At 69.5% G+C, this 2,497-nt stretch carries 3 protein-coding genes; all 3 read left to right on the top strand.

The window, feature by feature from the left end; all coding sequences use genetic code 11:
- The first annotated feature begins 277 nt into the window (after positions 1-277).
- A complete protein-coding gene (locus PKE44_RS18190) occupies positions 278-1,237 on the top strand; it encodes a WYL domain-containing transcriptional regulator (protein ID WP_324554064.1) in 960 nt (319 codons plus the stop codon).
- Between the two features lie 140 nt (positions 1,238-1,377).
- Positions 1,378-1,584 carry a 2-oxoisovalerate dehydrogenase gene (locus PKE44_RS18185; RefSeq protein WP_324554063.1) on the top strand — a complete coding sequence of 69 codons (207 nt, stop codon included), beginning with the start codon at positions 1,378-1,380 and terminating at the stop codon, positions 1,582-1,584.
- Between the two features lie 123 nt (positions 1,585-1,707).
- Positions 1,708-2,497: DEAD/DEAH box helicase (locus PKE44_RS18180; protein WP_324554061.1), on the top strand; the 790-nt coding region annotated here is incomplete at its 3' end.

Below are 2,497 nucleotides of genomic sequence, written 5' to 3'. Positions count from 1 at the left end.
GTTTTCCGCGGTGTAATGCCGCGGCCTCATTGAAGCTGAAATTCAGCCGGCTGCAGGAGATGCAATCCAATGAAGGATTCCGCGACTTGCAACCGTGATGCGCCGGCAACGATTGCACCACCAGCAGGCAGGACATGGGCGCATCCGCGCCTCTGCCCGCCATGGGGTGATGCAAGGCGATTGATGGCCGTCATGGCTGCCGGACGCACGCAGTCGCATAACCGCACCCGTGCGCATCGCCGATGCGTGACGACGCTGCAGGGCAAGGAGCCCGTGCATGAGCCACTGGAACAAGGTTTATGAGCTGCACCGCATCCTGTCGGAGCGCACGCAGCCGGTATCGCAGGCCACGCTGCTGCAGGAACTCGACTGCGCACCCGCCACGCTCAAACGTGTCCTCCAGACCCTGCGCGACCTGAGCGCGCCGGTCGACAACGTGCGTGGCCTGGGCTGGCGTTACGGTGAGGACGTGCGCGGGCGCTTCGAGCTGCCCGGGCTCTGGCTCTCCAATGAAGAACTGCACGCGCTGGCGCTGCTCGATCAGTTGCTTGACCAGATCGACCCCGGCCTGCTGCGCCGGCCGCTGGCGCCGGTGCGCGCCCGCATCCGGCAGATGAAGGCGCTGCTGCCTGACGCGCAGGCGCTCGGACGCCTGAAGCTGCTGCCGCAGGGCCGGCGCGAAGTGCGCCCGGCAACGCTAGGCACGATCGCCCGCGCCACCGTCGCACGCCGGCGCCTGCGCATCGACTACCACTCGCGCAGCAAGGACGAGCACACCGCCCGCGAAGTCTCGCCGCAGCACCTCGCCCGCTACCGCGACAACTGGTATCTCGACGCCTGGTGCCACCAGCGCGGCGCCCTGCGCCGCTTCGCCATCGATCGCGTGCATGGCGCCGAGCAACTCGGCGAAGTCGCGCACGACGTGCCGCCCGAAACCCTGCAGGCTCACCTCGGCAGCGCCTACGGCATCTTCGCCGGCCCCGCCGCCGCCACCGCCATCCTGCACTTCAGCCCCGACCGCGCCCGCTGGATCGCAGACGAACACTGGCACGACGACCAGCACGGCCGCTGGCTGGACGACGGGCGCTACGAGCTGCACGTGCCCTACAGCGACCCGACCGAACTGCTGATGGACCTGCTGCGGCATGTGCCGGACGTGGAGGTGATCGCACCGCAGGACTTGCGCTCGGCCTTCGTGCAGCGGCTGCGGGCGGGGCTGGAAAGGCATGCGCGCTGAGAGAAGGCCGGAGGGCCGGGTGCGCAGCGACCGATCGTGGAGACCGGCACCTTCGGCCCGCCGCATGGCTCCCTGCCTGCCGGCCTTGCGCCTTGCGACATACGCTGTTGTCAGCCGGAAAATTCAGGCGGGCCACGACGATGAACGAAGTCATCTTTCTGGTCGAGGAAACGGTCGAGGGCGGCTATCAGGCCCGGGCGCTCGGGCATTCGATCCATACCCAGGCCGACTCGCTGCCCGAACTGCGCGAACAGGTGCGCGATGCCGTCAACTGCCACTTCGATGCCGACGCGCTGCCGGCGCTGATCCGGCTGCACTTCGTGCGCGAGGAAGTGCTGACGCCGTGAAGCTGCCGCGCGAGCCGAGCGGACAGATCATCACGCACACGTCCGGTACTCACCCAGGGCTCAGTAATTGAGCCCACACCCAGTAACAGTGGCCGGATCGTGACCGGCCCCGGAACGGACGCCATGGACTTCCCCACCTTCTTCCACACCACCACCGGCCACACCCCCTACCCCTACCAGCAGCGGCTTGCCACCGGCCCGTGGCCGGAGTTGCTCGATGTGCCGACCGGCCTCGGCAAGACCGCGGCGGTCGTGGTCGCGTGGCTGTGGCGGCGGGTCGTGAACGGCGAGGCGCTGCCGCGGCGGCTGGTCTACTGCCTGCCGATGCGCACGCTGGTCGAGCAGACCGAAGGCTGCTGCCGCAACTGGCTGGACAAGGCCGGGCTGGCCGCTCAGGTCGATCTGCATGTGCTGATGGGCGGCCGGACGGGTTCGGACTGGGTCGAGCAGCCCGAGCGGCCGGCGATCCTGATCGGCACGCAGGATCAGTTGCTGTCGCGCGCACTGATGCGCGGCTACGCGATGAGCCGCTACCGCTGGCCGGTCGATTTCGCGCTGCTGCACAACGATGCGCTGTGGGTCTACGACGAAGTGCAGCTGATGGGTCCGGGCCTGGCGACCGGCGCGCAGCTCGAAGCCTTCCGCCGCGCCCCCGACTGGCCGACCGCCCGCCCGGGCCGCAGCCTGTGGCTGTCGGCGACGCTGCATCCGGACTGGCTCGCGACCGTCGATTTCGCCGCCGCCGTGCCCGGCCTGGTCCGGCACGGCATCGAGGATGCGGACCGCGCCGATGCAGCCGTCACCCGGCGGCTGCTGGCCCGCAAGCGCCTGCAGCCGGCCGGCATCCGGCTGACGGCCGCCGACGCCGGCACGGTGTTCGCGTCGCTGCCGTTCCGCATCGGCGACACCTACA

Source organism: Plasticicumulans sp. (assembly GCF_035331805.1).
Taxonomy (GTDB): Bacteria; Pseudomonadota; Gammaproteobacteria; order Competibacterales; family Competibacteraceae; genus Plasticicumulans.
Note: the sequence above shows the minus strand (reverse complement) of the source record. Positions and strands in the feature narration are given on the sequence as shown.

Bases quoted from the DNA above. Each gene is read 5' to 3' on its own strand.
- PKE44_RS18185 (WP_324554063.1), top strand. From the start codon at position 1,378: ATGAACGAAGTCATCTTTCTGGTCGAGGAAACGGTCGAGGGCGGCTAT.
- PKE44_RS18190 (WP_324554064.1), top strand. From the start codon at position 278: ATGAGCCACTGGAACAAGGTTTATGAGCTGCACCGCATCCTGTCGGAG.